The sequence below is a fragment of the Synechococcus sp. W55.2 genome (genome assembly GCF_047461635.1).
In the GTDB taxonomy this organism is placed as follows: domain Bacteria; phylum Cyanobacteriota; class Cyanobacteriia; order Thermostichales; family Thermostichaceae; genus Thermostichus.
In genome coordinates this window covers 39795-54882 of record NZ_JANSHM010000010.1, presented here as the reverse complement: position 1 = coordinate 54882, position 15088 = coordinate 39795, and the positions used below count along the sequence as shown (strand labels likewise).

The following is a 15088-nucleotide window of genomic DNA, read 5'->3' as shown; positions in this document are numbered from 1 at the left end:
CGAAGACCGACACCTAGGCCCAATCCTACTCCGTCGCCACCTCCCAGCCCGACCTCACACCCCCCTCCTACTCCGACGCCAACGCCAACTCCGACACCCACGCCCACACCCACTCCGACGCCAACGCCAGAGGCGACGCCCACGCTTGCACCTCGTCGCCAGCCGCGCTTTCAACTGGGCCGCCCCCGTCCGACACCAGAGGGGATCCCGGCTGTTCCAACGCCACCGCCCGTGGTGGCCACTCCTGAACCTGAGCTTACGCCTGAGCCCAGCCCAGAGCCCTCTCCGCAAGCTATGCCCACTTCAACTCCCCAGCCTGTGGCTACGCCTTTGCCGCGCGTGACCCCCATTCCCTTCCAGGAGCGGCGGGTGCGACAGCAGGGGTTGCGGCTTTTCCCGCCGGGACTCCACAGTCCAACCTTGCCAGGTGAGCGATAGCGGGACAGAATCCTTGGTTGACAGAATGCCCTTCGCGCAGCGGGCCGTAGGTCTCACTGTTCTCCCAATGCCCCTCTGCCTGGGCGCACGGTTGCCAGTTGTCGCGTTCTCACACCGGTCAAGCGCGAGGAGCGTGGAGCGACGGGAAAGAATCCCCCGGCTCTAGCCGTGGGGAGAACGTCGATTCCTGCCCAATGGAAGGGCCGGTCGTGTGGCTAAGCTGATGGGGTTGAGCCAAGCCAGGAGCATTGCCCCCTCAACCTTCTCGCACCGATTGCGGTCGCGGAATGGGATCCTGGTTTTCCGCCTGGGTGGAGCTCTGGATCCCGTTCTCTCTGCTTTCCAACCTGAGCAAGGGCCGCAATCGGGATCCCTGCCAGGGATCCAGGACATCCCGAATTAGCACCTCCTGAATCCACACCTGCAGGATTGCTGCCAAAGGCACGGCCAGGAACAGGCCCAGCACCCCAAAGAAAAAGGCTGAAGTAACTTGAGCTACTAGGGTTAGGGCGGGCAGGAGCGACACCTGTCGGGACATAACGATGGGGGTGAAGACGCTGCTTTCCAACTGCTGGATCAGGATATACAGCCCCAGCACTGCCAAGGACTTCCAAGGGGCATCCGTGAGGGCTACCAGCATGGGGGCTACCACGCTTAAGGTGGGGCCGATGTTGGGGATGAAGTTGAACAATCCCGCCAGCACCGCATTGGCCAAGATCAGGGGCACCCCCAAAATCCACAGCCCGATCCCACTCAGCAGCATCACCAAGGTGCTGGTAAACAGGATCCCCATCAGCCACCCTCGCAGCGCCAGCTCACAGCGCTTGAGGATGTAGCGAATGCGGGGACGGTAAAAGGCCGGGAAAACTGAGACAAAAGCGCGACTGTAGGCTTGGGGATCCGCCAACAACAAAATGGTGAGGATGATTACAAACAATAGGTTGAGCAGGGTGCCAAAAAAGGCAGTGAAGGACTCGGAGAAAAAGTCGCGCACCTGTCGCACCAACTCGGTGGCCTGGGGTACCAAGCTATTGGCCAATTCCCGCAGCGTCGGCAGCTCAATATCCGTCGGCAAAGAGAGGATCAAGCTCTCGAACAGCCGCTGCGCTTGCACGATCCCGGCGGGCACCCCGTCGGTAAACAGCCGCCGCAACTGCTCTGCCAGGGGGGGCACCACGATTAGCCCCACCAAGATCGCGGCCACCAAAACCGTCAAACTGGTGATGACAATTGAGGGGCCACGCCGAAAGCCGTAGCGCTGTGGGATCTGGGCCAAGGTATCCAATGCTACTGCCAACACAATGGCCGCGAACACCAACAGCAGGATCTGCCGGATCTGCCAAAGCAGAACTAGCAGGCCCAACAGCGCCCCTAGCCCCAGCCACTGGGCGAAGGTCACCCGCCAGCTCACCTCCTCTCTCGCCCGGTTGTCGCCTATTCTAGATGGGATCCCGACAAGTCCCATCGCTATTCGAGAACCCTGGATGCGCGATCCTGTCCCTTCAGAAGTGACTTTAGCCGCCCGCAGCAGTGGGATGGAGTTTTTGCTCACGGATGAAGCTCCCCTGCTCTCGGTGGGGGGAGTGTCCCGTTATTTGAAATCGCTGCTGGCCGGGGATCCCTACTTGGTCAGGCTGTGGGTGAGCGGGGAAGTATCCAGTTGCCAGCGCAACCGCAATGGCCACCTGTTCTTGACCCTAGTCGATCCGGAAACCGGTGACGTTCTCAAGGGGGTGGTCTGGCAGGGCCAAACTTCCAGGCTCAGCTTCTGGCCGGAAGTGGGGCAACAGGTGCTTGCCCTTGGGCAACTTGGCATCTATAGCGGCGGCAGCCATTATCGCCTCGTCATCTGGCAATTGCTGCCTGCCGGGGAAGGGCTGTTGGCGTTGCGATTTCAACAGCTCAAGGCCCGCCTCAGTGCTGAGGGCTTGTTCGATAACCAACGACCTCTGCCTGTTCATCCCCAGTGCATTGCCGTCGTCAGTTCCCCCCACGCTGCCGGCTGGGGAGATATTCGGCGCACCCTCAACCAGCGCTACCCCGGGCTACGGGTGCTGTTCTCCCCGGCTCAAGTGCAAGGGGAGGCGGCCCCGGAATCAATTGTGCGGGCCATTCGCCGGGTGGAACAGGATGGGCGGGCGGAAGTGCTTCTTTTGGCGCGGGGCGGTGGAGCCAGCGAAGATTTGGCCTGTTTTAACGATGAGCGGGTGGTGCGAGCGATTGCCGAATGTCGGATCCCGGTGGTCACCGGGATCGGCCACCAGCGGGATGAAACCCTGGCGGACTACGCTGCCGACTACGCCGCCCATACCCCAACGGCAGCTGCCGAGCGGATCGTGCCGGATCTGGGGGAATTGCAGCGTCAGGGATCCCAGTTGCGCCAGAAGTTGATCGAACGCACTCGCCAAGCTTTGGAAAGGGCCCAGCAGCGTTTGCAGGAGGCCCAACACCACCTGGCTTACGTGCATCCAGAGCGGCTGTTGCAACAGGCTCAGGATCGCTTGACCCAACACCAACATCGCCTGCTCCAAGCCGTGCGCCATCGCTTCCAGCAACGCCAACAGCACCAACAGGCCCTGCAAGATCGCCTCCAAGCGCTCGATCCCGAAGCCATTCTGAAACGGGGCTATGCCTTGGTGCGAGATGAAGAGGGATCCCTGATCCGCACCCATCGCCTGCCTCCCCAAACCCGCCTGATGATACAACTGGCCTCGGGAAGCCTATGGGTACGAGTAGAGGAGAGCCATGAGCCGCCGCAAACGTGAGGAGCCGTGGCGCTATGAAGCAGCCATTGCCGAGGTGGAAACTTTGATTGCCCAGATTGAATCGGGGGAACTGGATCTGGCGGAAGTGGTGGAGCGCTTTCAACAGGCCGCCCAAACCCTGAAAACCTGCGCGGACTTTTTAGAGCAAAAGCGGCAGCAGGTGGAGATCATCATCGAGCAATTGGGCCAAGAGGAAGAAGACTCGCAGGCGTTCTAGGGATCCCACCTGATCATTCCCCCTGCACTGCTGTCGCCATTCTGCTTCACTATGGATGGTCGTTGGATGGTTGTCTTTATCCTTGCGCCCCCATGCCCGCAAAGATCCTCGATGGCAAAGCCTTAGCCGCCCGCTTGCAAGCGGAGATGGCCGCCCAAGTGCAAGCTTGGATACCCCAGGTGGGGCGGCCACCGGGATTGGCAGTGCTGCGGGTTGGAGAGGATCCCGCCAGTGCGGCTTACGTGCGTGGCAAAGAGCGGGCCTGTGAGCGGTTGGGCATTGCTTCTTTTGGCCGACATTTTTCCGCCCAAGACTCCCCTGCCCATTTGCTCGACACCATCGACCAACTCAATCAGGACGAGCGGGTGGATGGCATCCTCGTCCAACTGCCCCTGCCCCCCGGCTGGGATCCCATCCCCCCCCTTCTGGCCATCAATCCCGACAAAGATGTGGATGGACTCCATCCCCTCAACCTGGGCCGGCTGTTGCGCGGCGAGCCCGGCCTACGCAGTTGTACCCCTTTGGGCGTGATGCGCCTGTTGCAGGCAGAAGGGATCCCGATTGCAGGCCGAAAGGCAGTGGTGGTCGGTCGCAGCATCTTGGTGGGCAAGCCCTTGAGCTTGATGTTGTTGGCCGCCGATGCGACGGTCACCCTAGCCCACTCCCGCACCCCCGACTTGGCAGAAGTGACCCGCGCCGCCGACATTGTGGTGATGGCCGTGGGCCGCCCCCGCTTGCTGAGGGCAGACATGGTGAAACCCGGCGCGGTGGTCATCGACGTTGGCATCAACCGCATCGAGACCCCTGCCGGATCTGAGCAACTGGTGGGAGATGTGGACTATGAAGCGGTCAAAGAGCTGGCCGCTGCCATCACGCCCGTACCGGGCGGCGTAGGGCCGATGACGGTAACGATGCTGCTGGCCAACACCCTACAGAGCTATAAACTGCGCAGCCACTTGTGTAGTCATTATTAAACAGGAATGAAACATTTCTGTTGCATTGTTCCCTAACTTCCCTCTCTCTCTGGGAGAAGAGCTGGGGTTGGTCGCGGCAGCGGCACAGAGCGCTTGGGGAGTGTCTCAATCTAGCTTGAAATGACTATGGTTTGGAGACTGTTCTCAAAATGTTCTGTTGCTTGGATCCTCCCCCTTTGGCCCAGAAGAGTGAGGAATGGAGAAGTTGCCCCAGAGGAGTTTGAGGTGACCGCTGCAAATGTCCAAGCTGCGCGCGGAGCACCCTAAGGCTGCAAGATCATCGACCAGGAGCCGCTCTCCCCATCCCAAAACGGGGCCAGAGACTCTCCCACCACATTGGGCCCCCAATAGCGGCGGGTTCCATCCAGGGCGAAAGCCACCACAATGTCTCCGGGGCCGATTTGCAGCGGTTCCTCTCCCAAGCTCAGCAGCAATCCCTCGCTCCCCCCCTCTCCAGGGGCAAAGTCCCAGTGGGCCGTTTCCGGATTGATCATCCGTTCGCCGCTGCGCATCAAGATCACCAGCCGAACCGGATGGGGCGTGCGATTGCCGACCCGAAAGGGTCCCGTACGGGCGGAGGTGGGGACAGCCTGGGGGGGCAAGGCAGGTTCTGAGTGCAGAACAGGGACAACATTCCCCTCAACGGAATCCTCCAAGGCTTTCAGCGTCGGTTTCTCCAGAGTCTGTGCCCTCAATCCCTGCACGAGAACCCCTACCCCAACCAAAGCGACAGACAACACTAGGGATCCCTTGCCCCTCAAGGCCCTGTTCATGGATGGCCCACCAGCGAAAAGAGAGGCGACAGCCCGAGCAATGTAGGCAGAAAATGACCAGATCAAGACGCACATCGAGACCACTGCAAGCCCAAGTGATACGTGTCGATTAGAGGAAAGGCATCAGCCGTTGCCCTACCACCGATAGACCAGGCATGCGCATACAGAGTTCCATCTGAGGGCAACGCCCCCCACCGTGCAGAACAGGATTGTTCAGCTACGTTAACACGTCCATTCCTCTATTCTTTGGGCTTTCGGGGAACGTCAAGGAAAGAAGGGATCCCCCACTCCAGACCAGGCTAAGCAAGTTTGGATCCCTTTTAGGGATTCACAGCCCGACGCTGCCACCCTTGGGAGGTACGTTCGTACACTGTCCGCAATTGGGGATAGATCTGATCCCCCTTAAGCTGCAAGTGATCCACCTCTGTTGGCTCCAGCAGTAATGCCACAAAAGTCTGCGGGGGCAGCGGATCTTTCTCTTTCGGCAACTCTTGAATAAAAGCCTCTGGCGGGGCGAGCGGCCCTTTGGGTTCCGGCCAAAACCAGAGGAGCCGTCCTTTTTCCGATATCTGTTGCCACAACTGCTGCCGCTGGCGCTGAGCTTGGGGATCCGGATGATCCGCGGCGATGGCCTCAAGGGTGCCAGCAATGCGGAATTGTTCGCGGGTTTTGCAGAAATACCAGCAGATCTGAGCCTGGGAGCAGTGGGCAATTTGTCGGATCTTCTCGCTGCGACTATCCACCGCCAATTGAATGCGGTCGGTATCGCCCAAAAACCCCCGGAAAACGACCGTGCGGTTGCGCGGATGCCCCTGGGGATCCACCGTGGCCAATTGCAAATACCGCACACCGGGATCGCTACGGTTCCGGTGCAGTGCCGCCTGAATCAGCGCCCGCCAAGAGGGATCCGCAGTAGAATTGCCCTTCGGGTCTTTCATCCGTTTTTCGCAAGGTGCAAGCAAGCCAGGATTGGGGCTCTCTCTCCCTTAGCTAGGGGGTGGAGAAGCCTCAGATTGGGAGTCTCTGGAGAGCCCTGGTGAAGACTCCACACCGCTGACGCGACCAGAGCTGGGATCTGGCTCGGTTGGGCTAATGGGATGAAAGTGGTGCTCTACCCAGCCCTCCGGCGGCCCCTCAAACCGCTCCGGCACTGGCTGCTTCACCTGCAATCCCCGCAACACCGCGTTGAGATAGGCGCTATCCCAGCTAAAGAAGCGGCTTTCGCGGATTTTGTGCCACACCGAACGCGACATCAGCAACGTCCGCTCTACATCCTGGGCTCCCAGCTTCAGCAAGAACTCCTCCCGTTCCGGCTGGTAATCGGTGGAGGCCAAGGCCAGAGATTGCGGCGGATGAGCCTGAGTAAGCTGGGCCATCTTGGCCATGAGTTCGGGGTAAAGCCAAGTGTAGGCAGGGTGAACCGTAAGCTTGGCCACATGAGGTTGCTGCCCGGTGCGATCCAACTTCAAGTTGAAGTAGCCGATGGCGGTTTTGCGTTCGGGCTCGTAAACACACACTTCCACCCGCTCCGTCTGGCTAATGGCGCATTTGGCCTGCTCCAAAAGCCAATCCAGTGGGCTAGTGCGAAAATCGTTCACCTCACGGTCGTACACCTGGCGCACAGTGGCCGGCATGGATCCCGTATCCAGTTGGTAGATGGCATAGGCATCCCGGTTGGTCACCGGCACCAGGTTGGGCAATTTGGGCTCGTGCTGGCTGAGGGCCGCCAGAATATCGGCTGGAATCGACCAGTAGGTGATCTGAGCCAAGGGTTGGAAGCCGTTGCGCCGGTAGAGCGCCATTGCCCCCTTGTTGTGGATGTTCACCTCCAGGATCCAGGTGCGAGCTTCCCGAAAGTGCTCCATGCAGTGCTTGAGCAGCCGGGATCCCACCCCCTGTCGCTGGGCAGAGGGCGCCACTGCGATATGATCGACCCGCCAGGTGCTGCGGGAATGGTTGAAGGGAGAAACCTGAATTACCCCCTGAATCTTGCCCTTCAGCTCCGCCACATGCACTGTAAACATGTGCTGAAAGCGATTGGGAAACAGGGTCAGGGTTTTCAGGGGCCCATACCACTGGCGCAACCGCCGCACTTGGCGACGAATATCCACCGAGCGGCTGCTGTACTCTTCATCAAAGGCTTGCGCCAAAATCTCTTCCACAGCCTCCAGATCCCCCAGTTGGGCGGGGCGAATGATCAGGTCAGGGGCACCAATGGGGGCTTCGGCATCCGGGTCAGGTTTTGCTGTGGTGTTGTCCATGCCAATCGCAGGCGGGAGAATATTCAAAGCATAGCTCAGGCTCTCTTGCTTTTTCTAACTGGGAGGATCGTTCTGCAACAAAGCTTGAAAGCCTACAGATCGGCTTTCCCGTTATCGAGAAAGGCTTGGCCGCCAAGAAGGGCGTGAACTCAGCCTCCCGGTAGCTGCCCAACAGTGACGAACGGGAGAGCTGGCCCCCTACCCTGCTGGGGTCAATGCCGGGTCGCTCACGCCCCAGTGTCCAGCAAGGTCAAGTTGCTGAAGGTGAAGCGCTTCTCCACAGGGCCGGTTTCCGTCTCCGTCTGGATACGCCGCTCCGAGAGGATGTAATACTTGCCCACTTTTGTGTACAGATCCTCGAATTGGCTGCGCCCGCCTTTCTGCTCGCCCGTTTGGGGATCGTGATAGACGGAATCGTAGCGGTGGGAAAGATAGCCTTCGCCGGTATCGTGGCTGCTGAAGGTGTGGATGGTAACCACCACTCCGTGGATATGCCGGTGCACCATGGTAACCTGGTTATCGCGCACGTGGTAGCGATCCCCTTCTGCTTTGCCCCCCACCAGGATCTCCACTGTGCCATCGGGCAGGGTTTGGCCATAACGGAAGGTGTTGTTCCCATGGGTCTCGTCGAAGCTGCGGCGCACCCGGTGAACGGCAATCTCCCAGAGTTGGTTGTGAATGGCTTTTCGAGCTTCCTCATCTTCTACGCCGGTAACGGTGGCCTTTAGGTCTGCTCCCACTCGCACCTGCCCAACGAATGTGCGCTCCCCATCCCAATAGGTGACCTCGGCGCTGTAGCCTGGGAAAGCGGGATCCCAGGTGTAGCGGTTTTCATAGGCGGCCCGAAACAACTCTTGGGCAGAGACTTGAGTGGCAATCATCGGCTGTCTCCTTCCTGTTTTCCTTGCAAGCACTTCCCCTGAGCATCCATCATACCGCCCCCTGCTGTTGGGCTGCCCCCCAGTTGCCTTCGCTGAGAACCTGCATCTGGTGAACTGGCCTAGCCGCTCCCCTGTCCGCTGCTGCAGGATAGAAGCACGGCCATGGGAACTTCTTCCTCACACCCAATTTGGCTTGCGAGTTTAGCCGCTGCTGTGATCCCCAGAGTATTCTCTGAGAAGGGTTCGCCTATTTTTTGTGGGTGAGGAGGGAGATTGAAAGGTTTTGACAATCGCGTCAGCGGGGCGGATCCCCTAGAGCCTGGCCTGACGCCGCCCCAGACCGGCATGGCAACCGCGCCAGAGATGATGGGGCCAGTGCTGAAAATCATTGGCAAGCAGACCCTGAGTGGCCACATCCCTATTGGCGGGGCAAAAAACTCTGCCTTGGCGCTGATGGCCGGGGCCATCTTGGCTCCTGAGGCCTGTCGAATTCACAACGTGCCGCGTCTGCTGGACATTGAACGCATGGGGCAGATCCTGGCCACGCTGGGAGTTAAGGTTTCCCATGTTGGCAATACCCTGGACCTGGATGCCAGCTCCCTCAAAACCTCTCAAGCCCCTTATGAATTGGTCAGCCAGTTGCGGGCCAGCTTTTTCATCATAGGGCCTCTGTTGGCGCGGCTGGGGGTGGCCAGAGTTCCCCTGCCCGGTGGCTGTGCGATCGGGTCTCGTCCCGTGGATCTGCATGTGCGGGGTCTGCAAGCCTTGGGGGCAACGGTCCAAATCGAGCATGGGGTGGTTCATGCCTATGCCCGTAAACTGTTGGGAACCCGTATTTACCTGGACTATCCCAGCGTCGGTGCCACCGAGACCTTGATGATGGCCGCTACGCTGGCGGATGGAGAAACGGTGATCGAGAACGCCGCCCAAGAGCCGGAGGTGGCGGATCTGGCCCGCTTTTGTCAAGCCATGGGGGCCCGCATTCGCGGTATCGGCACCAATACGGTTGTGGTGGTAGGGGTGCCCCGCTTGCATGGAACAGAGTACACGGTCATTCCCGACCGCATCGAGGCCAGCACCTATCTCATTGCCGGGGCCATTACCCGCTCTCACCTCACAGTTGGCCCTGTTATTCCCGATCATCTGCGGGCGGTGATCGCCAAGTTGCAAGCCATGGGTCTGCGGGTGGAAGAAGAGGGCCCAAACCGGTTGCGCATTGCCCCAGCTCAACTGAGCTCAGGCTGGCTCTGTCAGGCAACTGATATTCAAACGCTGCCCTATCCCGGTTTCCCCACCGATGTGCAGGCGCCGATCATGGCCTTGGCCGCCTTGAGCGAGGGCAGTTGCACCATTGAGGAGACGGTGTTTGAAAACCGCATGCACCACATTCCCGAGCTGAATCGCATGGGAGCCGATATTCGCCTGAAGAACCGAGTGGCCCTGATCCGGGGGGTGCCGTCCCTTTCCGGCGCTCCGGTGGTGGCTACCGACCTGCGGGCGGGTGCGGCCCTGGTGTTGGCCGGTCTGGCGGCTGAAGGCTGCTCCACGATCCACGGATTGCACTACATCGACCGGGGCTACGAAGCCATTGATGAAAAGCTGCGCAGTGTCGGGGCCAAGGTGTACCGCAGCGAAAGCCCGACAGCGCAATTGGGGAAATGAGCCGTTTCACCGCCGTTTGAAGTTTGAAGAAATCGTTGCATCTCTCCCTGCCTATCGCCTGGCCACAATGCGCGGCGACCGCTTGCTGGGTGAGCTTTCCAGCCATGTTGCAAGTATCGAGTCGTCCGGTGGCTCAACGCAGTCGGGTTGAGTATCTTAGTTCAGAGGTGGTGGGGAGGCAAAGCATGGGGATCCTGACAGGCAGCAAACGACGCTGGATAAGATGGGCTGCCGGTGTGCTGGCAGCGGGAGCAGCTCTGGGTGGGGCCGTCTGGGGCTTCTACACCTCATCCTGGGCAGAAACCGTAGAAGTGGCCTCTGCACGAGAAGGCAGGGATCCGACGCAACTGCCTCAAACTTCCACAGTGGCCTTTTTGCAAGCCTATGCAGCGCTACAGGCCGGCCAAGCGCAATCTGCCTTGAAGCATTTGCAGGGGCTGGAAGAGAGCCTGCCGGTTCTGAGGGAAGAGATTTGGAAGCTCAGGGCCCAAGCCTATGAACAGTTGCAGGACAAGGAAACAGCCCAAGGGATCTGGTGGCCCAAGATTTTGCAGGAATATCCCCACAGCCCTGTCGCTGCCTATGCCCTCTGGGGGATGGGCCAGGTGGATCGGCTGCGGCAGCAATTTCCCACCCATCCGCTGACCGGACGTGCCCTCAAGCATTTGCTGGAGCTGGATCCCGACCGCTATGACCTGCTGCGGGATTTGGCCCAACATCACCCGCAAACCCCTGGGCTAACGCCGCTGCTGGATCGCTGGCGGCAGGCTCAGGAGGGATCCCTCACGGCTTCCGACTGGCAGATCCTCGCCGATGCCTACTGGGAGCAACGGGAGTACGGCAAAGCTGCCCGGGCCTATGGGCGTGCCCCCGCCACCTCTCAGAACCTCTACCGCTGGGGCCGCAGCCACCAGATCTCGCGGGAGTTTCCCCAGGCCAAAGCGGCTTACCAAGCGCTGCTGGCACAGTTTCCCGATGGGCCAGAGGCTTCTCTCACCCGCCGCCGTTTGGCGGAACTGAGCGACCTGCCGACGGCAATTGAACTCCTCCGACAGGTGGGATCCGGCTCAGATAAAGAAGCTCCAGAGGCGTTGCTTAGCCTCAGCCAGCTCTATGATCGCAACGCCAGCCCCCAATCGGCCCAAGCCACCCGGCAAGCCCTTTGGGATCGCTTTCCGGCCAGCGAAGCTGCGGCCAACGCCGCCTGGACGGTGGCCTGGAGCCAAGCGCAAGCAGGCAATCTCAGCCAAGCCATCGCCCTAGCTCAACAGATTGGATCCGCCCAGCGGGACACGGAAATGGGGGCACAACTGCTCTACTGGGCGGGCAAATGGCGGGAACAGCAGGGGGATGTCGCTGCAGCTCGGCAGACCTATCGGCAGGTACTGCGTCAGTTTCCCCACACCTACTACGGCTGGCGGTCGGCAGTGCAACTGGGCTGGCCGGTGGGGGATTTCTACAGCGGGCGCAAAAGGGTTGAGGTGGATTTTCAGCCGGTGCGCCAACCGTTGCCAGGGGTCTCTGCAGTTACGCAAACCCTGCATTTGATGGGAGCCAGCCAACTGGCCTGGGAACGCTGGCAGGGCGAAACTCCGGTGCAGCGGGATCCCCGCCAGATGAGCGTTGCCGAGCGCTTTGTCACGGGCATTTTGCGCAACAGCGCCGGAGATCACCTGCGGGGCATTAACCAGGTGGCTGCTTTGCGCTTTAGCGAAGAGCCGGATCCCTTGCTGGAGACGTTGAGGCAGCGCCAAGATTTCTGGCAGGCCATCTATCCGCTGCACTACTATGCCGGCCCAGACAATTCCTGGAGCGGGGATCCCTACGCCCAACCCGGCTTGGCCCACTGGTCACGGCAATTTAACCTCAATCCCTTGATGGTGGCGGCTTTGATCCGGCAGGAATCCCGCTTTGAGCCAGAGATCGTCTCGGCCTCGGGGGCTTTGGGCTTGATGCAGGTGATGCCCGCTACTGGCCGCTGGATTGCCCAGCAGATCGGCCTGGCCCAGTACAGCCTCACCAACCCCGCCGACAATCTCTACCTGGGATCCTGGTACTTCGACTACACCCACCGCACCTATCAAGACAACACCTTGCTGGCCCTGGCCAGCTACAATGGTGGCCCCGGCAATGTGGCCAGATGGCTGAACCGCTTTGGCTTCGGGGATCCGGACGTGTTTGTGGAGCAGATCCCCTTCCCCGAAACCCGGGGCTATGTGAAGTCCGTGTTTGGCAACTACTGGAACTACTGGCAGCTCTACACTCAGGAGGGGCGCACTCTGGTCAGCCAGCGACTGCATAACCCCTCGTCTTCTTCATGACTTCCGGTTTTGTCGCGGGAGTGCTGCCGTAGAGGGAGTGGGCTTTTTTCCCACAGTATTCTGGGAGAGTTACAGTTATTCCAAGATTTGGCAGTCAAGATTTGACAGTGCCGTTCGCGCTGACAGGACGGGGTTCTATGGTCTCTGGGTTTGAACAACAGGAGGGCGTTTGCGTTAGCGGTGCGGAGCACTATCGCGTTAGCGGTGCGGAGCACTATCAGGGTGCGGCAGAAAAGCAAGCTGCCCGGCAGGAGCTGGCTGTGGATTTTATTCGCCATGGCATAGCCGAGGAACCCCGGCCAGAAGTCGAGGATGCCTTTCGGGCCCTTACAGACGAAGGTCGCAGGCGCTGCCGCAAGATTGCCCGCCAGCTCAAGAACATGGGCTGGAGGTGGGATCTCCTGCTCACCAGTCCCTTGGTGAGGGCTCGGCAGACGGCTGAGATCTTTTTGGACGAGAACCTGGCCGAAGCTGTGGAGGTGTTTGAACCGCTGGCTCCGGGCGGCAGTTTTGCTGACCTGGTGCGCTGGCAAGCAGAGCGGGAACCTCTGGCGTCTTTGGCTCTGGTCGGTCACCAGCCGGATCTGAGCCTGTGGGTACAAGCGGCTGTTGGTCTAAACCCGGCCAACGCCCACGCGATCACCCTCAAAAAAGCGGGCCTAGCCCAAGTGCGCTTTGCCGAAGGCCGGATTGACTACCGCCAGGGATCCCTGACTTTGTTGCTCTCCCCCAAGGTGGTGCTGCGCTGAGAAGAAGCTGGCTCATCATGATAAACGCCCAACGAGTCGGCCAGAGGTTGTGCCCCTAGGTTCAGCGCTGAGAGGAGGTCAGCCGCTCTCCCAGCAATTGCACACAATAGGCCGCCAGCCCCAACCCCACCATGGCAAACATGAAGGCAATCAGGGAAACGGAACCGACCAGCAGGTAGCGCACCAGAATGCTGATTCCGCGGGCCAACGATCCAATCTCCACCTCAACTGGCGGCAACTTGGCCAACATCGAAAGCAGCAGTTGAAAGAACCCGTAGCCCAAACTGACGGCGATGGCGGCCCCCAAGAGGGCACTGAAAGGATGGGGGGATCCCTGTGGAGAAGAAGACATGGGGCAGCACCGGAAAACTCACCTTTATTCTAGGCTGCAGGTACAATGTGGAAGTTTCTTTTCTTTCCGGCAAGCCTAGGGGTTATGGAGAGCGGATCGGGAGTGGGATCCCACTACGAAGTTTTGGGCGTTTCCGTGGCGGCGACGGCGGAGGAGATCAAGTCTGCCTACCGTCGTTTGGTCAAGTACCACCATCCCGACAGCCTGCTGGCCAAAAAAGATCGGGCCACCGCTGAGCGCATCCGCCAGATCAACGCTGCCTACGCGGTGCTCAAAGATCCGCAATCTCGCCGCGACTACGACCGGCAATTGCACTCCAGCCGCACCTCACCCCGCCCCCAGCCGACGGGATCCCCCCGTGAAACCGTCAGCCACGAAGCCATCGCCCGTGCAGCCTGGATCCGACAGGTCTACACCCCTCTAAACCGAGTGTTGGGGCCCCTGCTGTCTTCCCTAGAGCCTCAGTTGCATGCTTTGGCGGCGGATCCCTTTGATCCCAACCTGTTGCAGTCTTTTGCTGACTATCTGGAAGAGTGTGCGCAGAAACTGGCCCAAGCCCAGCAGATCTTTGGCCGCCTCCCCAATCCCAGCAGCCTGGGGGGAGTGGCTTCTCGCCTCTACTACGCCCTCAACCACCTAGAGGACGCTCTAGAGGAGCTGCAGTATTTCCCCCTGAACTTCGACGACCGCCATCTGCACACCGGACAAGAGCTGTTTCGCCGGGCAGGGGGGCTGCGCCTGGAAGCTATGGAAGCTTACGCCAAGAGTTCACCCTAAGCCAGAGCGGGATCCCCCCCTGGGCAGAGAGGGGCGAGGATCATAGGGGATGGGGATGTACTGCACGGAAGGGCGGCCCATGGTGGCCTGTGGGTACAAGTCCATCAGGGCATAGATTTGGGGTGGCAACTCAGTAGAAATGGGCAGGCCCAACCTTTGGGCTTCTTCGGCAGTGATCGGGTAGTCGTGGGTAACTTGTCCACTGGTTAGGTACTGGATGAGGGGCTCGATGCGTTCGGGGGCAATTTTGCGCTTGGGCACATCGTCCTTCAGGAGATCCCGCACGAAGTTCTGTACCTGTTGCATCGCTTTGCGGGCCAGATCTGCCAGGATCAAGGTTTGGTCATCGATTTCGGCAATGGGTTTATCCGCCACCACCTGCAGAATACTGGCGGCAGCATACCCCCCCAACTGTGGATCCACCGGCCCCAGGACTGCATTGGCATCCATGACGATTTCGTCGGCGGCCAGGGCCAGCATCGTCCCCCCCGACATGGCGTAGTGGGGCACAAACACTGTCACTTTGGCCGGATGGCGGATCAAGGCGCGGGCAATTTGCTCCGTAGCCAGCACCAGGCCACCGGGGGTATGCAAAATCAAATCAATCGGGGTATTGGGTGGAGTGAGGCGAATCGCCCGCAATACCTGCTCGGAGTCCTCGATGCTGATGTAGCGGGAAACCGGGATCCCCAAAAAACTGATCGACTCCTGGCGGTGAATGAGCAGAATCACCCGGCTGCCCCGCTTTTGCTCCAACTCCCGAATGGCCATCAAGCGCCGGAACTCTTGGGCACGACGGTTCAGCAGAGGTTGCAAAGAGCTGAAGATCAGGAAAATCCAGAACAGGCTGCCCCAGTCCACTTTCGCACCTCAAGTGGGATCCCTTTGACTCCAGCATAGGGGATCCAAAATCTTCGG

14 protein-coding genes and 1 pseudogene are annotated in these 15088 nt (G+C 60.0%); 8 read left to right on the top strand and 7 right to left on the bottom strand.

Annotation, left to right across the window (positions count from 1 at the left end; translation table 11 throughout):
• Positions 1–438 (top strand): annotated as a pseudogene (locus NW828_RS03985) (hypothetical protein); the annotation flags it as partial.
• A gap of 256 nt (positions 439–694) precedes the next feature.
• Here the strand turns inward: NW828_RS03985 and NW828_RS03980 are convergent.
• Complete coding sequence (locus NW828_RS03980) at positions 695–1849, bottom strand: AI-2E family transporter (RefSeq protein WP_414381705.1); 1155 nt, start codon at positions 1847–1849, stop codon at positions 695–697.
• 73 nt (positions 1850–1922) lie between these two features.
• Here NW828_RS03980 and xseA point away from each other — a divergent pair, with 73 nt between their 5' ends.
• The 3 genes from xseA (at position 1923) to folD (ending at position 4394) form a co-directional block, all read left to right on the top strand.
• A complete protein-coding gene (gene xseA, locus NW828_RS03975) occupies positions 1923–3203 on the top strand; it encodes an exodeoxyribonuclease VII large subunit (protein ID WP_414381702.1) in 1281 nt (426 codons plus the stop codon).
• On the top strand, positions 3184–3420 hold the full coding sequence (xseB, locus tag NW828_RS03970) for an exodeoxyribonuclease VII small subunit (protein ID WP_414357481.1): 237 nt from the start codon (positions 3184–3186) through the stop codon (positions 3418–3420). The genes xseA and xseB overlap by 20 nt, the downstream gene beginning before the upstream one ends.
• Positions 3421–3512: 92 nt before the next feature.
• On the top strand, positions 3513–4394 hold the full coding sequence (folD, locus tag NW828_RS03965) for a bifunctional methylenetetrahydrofolate dehydrogenase/methenyltetrahydrofolate cyclohydrolase FolD (RefSeq protein ID WP_414381700.1): 882 nt from the start codon (positions 3513–3515) through the stop codon (positions 4392–4394).
• Positions 4395–4657: 263 nt separating this feature from the next.
• Here folD and NW828_RS03960 read toward each other — a convergent pair whose 3' ends face one another.
• The 4 genes from NW828_RS03960 to NW828_RS03945 all read right to left on the bottom strand — a co-directional run bounded on the left by NW828_RS03960 (position 4658) and on the right by NW828_RS03945 (position 8309).
• Complete coding sequence (locus NW828_RS03960) at positions 4658–5167, bottom strand: hypothetical protein (protein WP_414357482.1); 510 nt, start codon at positions 5165–5167, stop codon at positions 4658–4660.
• A gap of 320 nt (positions 5168–5487) precedes the next feature.
• Positions 5488–6105 carry an Npun_F5749 family FMN-dependent PPOX-type flavoprotein gene (locus tag NW828_RS03955; protein WP_414381697.1) on the bottom strand — a complete coding sequence of 206 codons (618 nt, stop codon included), beginning with the start codon at positions 6103–6105 and terminating at the stop codon, positions 5488–5490.
• Between the two features lie 48 nt (positions 6106–6153).
• Positions 6154–7455 (bottom strand): GNAT family N-acetyltransferase, encoded by a 1302-nt coding sequence (locus tag NW828_RS03950; protein ID WP_414381694.1) that lies wholly within the window; start codon positions 7453–7455, stop codon positions 6154–6156.
• A 200-nt stretch (positions 7456–7655) separates the two neighbouring features.
• Positions 7656–8309, bottom strand: a complete 654-nt coding sequence (locus NW828_RS03945) for a DUF3386 domain-containing protein (protein WP_414381692.1) — start codon at positions 8307–8309, stop codon at positions 7656–7658.
• Between the two features lie 345 nt (positions 8310–8654).
• On the opposite strand from NW828_RS03945, the gene murA reads away from it, so the two are divergent.
• From murA to sixA, 3 genes are all read left to right on the top strand, one after another.
• Positions 8655–9971 carry a UDP-N-acetylglucosamine 1-carboxyvinyltransferase gene (gene murA / locus NW828_RS03940; RefSeq protein ID WP_414381714.1) on the top strand — a complete coding sequence of 439 codons (1317 nt, stop codon included), beginning with the start codon at positions 8655–8657 and terminating at the stop codon, positions 9969–9971.
• Positions 9972–10075: 104 nt separating this feature from the next.
• Positions 10076–12292 carry a transglycosylase SLT domain-containing protein gene (locus NW828_RS03935; protein WP_414381689.1) on the top strand — a complete coding sequence of 739 codons (2217 nt, stop codon included), beginning with the start codon at positions 10076–10078 and terminating at the stop codon, positions 12290–12292.
• A 137-nt stretch (positions 12293–12429) separates the two neighbouring features.
• A complete protein-coding gene (sixA, locus tag NW828_RS03930) occupies positions 12430–13041 on the top strand; it encodes a phosphohistidine phosphatase SixA (protein ID WP_414342649.1) in 612 nt (203 codons plus the stop codon).
• 61 nt (positions 13042–13102) lie between these two features.
• Here the strand turns inward: sixA and NW828_RS03925 are convergent, their stop codons facing one another.
• Entirely contained in the window at positions 13103–13393 is a 291-nt protein-coding gene (locus NW828_RS03925) for a DUF3082 domain-containing protein (RefSeq protein WP_414381687.1), read from the bottom strand.
• Positions 13394–13477: 84 nt separating this feature from the next.
• Here NW828_RS03925 and NW828_RS03920 point away from each other — a divergent pair, with 84 nt between their 5' ends.
• The gene (locus NW828_RS03920) at positions 13478–14170 is read left to right on the top strand and encodes a J domain-containing protein (RefSeq protein WP_414381684.1); all 693 of its coding nucleotides are present in this window, start codon (positions 13478–13480) and stop codon (positions 14168–14170) included.
• Here the strand turns inward: NW828_RS03920 and NW828_RS03915 are convergent.
• Complete coding sequence (locus tag NW828_RS03915) at positions 14162–15031, bottom strand: SDH family Clp fold serine proteinase (protein WP_414350282.1); 870 nt, start codon at positions 15029–15031, stop codon at positions 14162–14164. The two genes, NW828_RS03920 and NW828_RS03915, sit on opposite strands and share 9 nt — an antisense overlap.
• Between the last annotated feature and the right edge of the window lie 57 nt (positions 15032–15088).

Coding starts and splice junctions, on each gene's coding strand:
- NW828_RS03955 (WP_414381697.1), bottom strand. CDS start 6,105: ATGAAAGACCCGAAGGGCAATTCTACTGCGGATCCCTCTTGGCGGGCG.
- NW828_RS03925 (WP_414381687.1), bottom strand. CDS start 13,393: ATGTCTTCTTCTCCACAGGGATCCCCCCATCCTTTCAGTGCCCTCTTG.
- NW828_RS03960 (WP_414357482.1), bottom strand. CDS start 5,167: ATGAACAGGGCCTTGAGGGGCAAGGGATCCCTAGTGTTGTCTGTCGCT.
- murA (WP_414381714.1), top strand. CDS start 8,655: ATGGCAACCGCGCCAGAGATGATGGGGCCAGTGCTGAAAATCATTGGC.
- NW828_RS03920 (WP_414381684.1), top strand. CDS start 13,478: ATGGAGAGCGGATCGGGAGTGGGATCCCACTACGAAGTTTTGGGCGTT.
- folD (WP_414381700.1), top strand. CDS start 3,513: ATGCCCGCAAAGATCCTCGATGGCAAAGCCTTAGCCGCCCGCTTGCAA.
- sixA (WP_414342649.1), top strand. CDS start 12,430: ATGGTCTCTGGGTTTGAACAACAGGAGGGCGTTTGCGTTAGCGGTGCG.
- xseA (WP_414381702.1), top strand. CDS start 1,923: ATGCGCGATCCTGTCCCTTCAGAAGTGACTTTAGCCGCCCGCAGCAGT.
- xseB (WP_414357481.1), top strand. CDS start 3,184: ATGAGCCGCCGCAAACGTGAGGAGCCGTGGCGCTATGAAGCAGCCATT.
- NW828_RS03945 (WP_414381692.1), bottom strand. CDS start 8,309: ATGATTGCCACTCAAGTCTCTGCCCAAGAGTTGTTTCGGGCCGCCTAT.
- NW828_RS03935 (WP_414381689.1), top strand. CDS start 10,076: ATGTTGCAAGTATCGAGTCGTCCGGTGGCTCAACGCAGTCGGGTTGAG.